Annotated in this window: 1 protein-coding gene; it reads left to right on the top strand. The window is 43.2% G+C overall.

Going from position 1 to position 879, the window contains the following annotated elements:
* Positions 1–314: 314 nt before the first annotated feature.
* Positions 315–879: helix-turn-helix domain-containing protein (locus NM10_RS12720; protein WP_020311942.1), on the top strand; the 565-nt coding region annotated here is incomplete at its 3' end.

The raw sequence follows: 879 nt of genomic DNA on the forward strand, positions 1-879 counted from the left end.
TTGTTCTAGTGAAATGCCATAATCCAATGGCAAAACGAGTTGCCTCGGAGTGTAAGTTTTGGTATACTTTACGTGGTTGATTTTGTTTAGCATACAATAATTATACCAGCAAAAGAGGCCCTTTGGGGCCTCTTTTGCTTAAAAAAATGGGCTCAGATAACTGAGTCCATTTTTTTCGATGAGGCTATTATGTTACAGCCCCTTTTTGTAGGGGCGCCACGTGTGTTATGTGCAATAACATAGTTTACATAAATAGGGGTCTTCCCCCTACTGAAAAAAGTGATACTTTTAGGCATAAGAAGGAGTTGATTCTTATGCCATGGGAAGAAAGGAATGTCACCAAAGCTATGTTACGCAAAGAATTCGTTGAACGGGTACTTGCTCATGAGAAGAGCAAAAAAGCCCTTTGTCTTGAATATGGAATCAGTCGTCCTACAGGAGACAAGTGGATTAAGAGGTATCGTGAAAATTCTTCTTGTGAAGAACTTTCACGAGAACCTCACCACCGTGCCAATCGCACATCCCCTGAAATGGAAGCACTGGTCATCAAGACACGAAAAGAAAATTATGACGCGTGTGCCTTAGTTGTCCATACCCTTTTGAAACGACAAGGTATTCCAAACGTTCCCTGTGTCCGTACCATTAACAATATTTTTCATCGGTACGGCTTGATCACACCGGACGCCAGTCAGGCAGCTACACCTTATACACGTTTCGAAAAAGAAGCTCCTAACGACATGTGGCAAACCGATTTCATCGGTCACTTCGCCTTGAAAAACCAAAGACGCTGCCATCCTTTGATGGTGATGGATGACCATTCCCGGTTCAACCTAAGCTGCCATGCTCAATACGGGGAAACCTTCGGCGATACGATACTGA

This window comes from Megasphaera sp. NM10, assembly GCF_000417505.1.
GTDB lineage: Bacteria > Bacillota > Negativicutes > Veillonellales > Megasphaeraceae > Megasphaera > Megasphaera intestinihominis.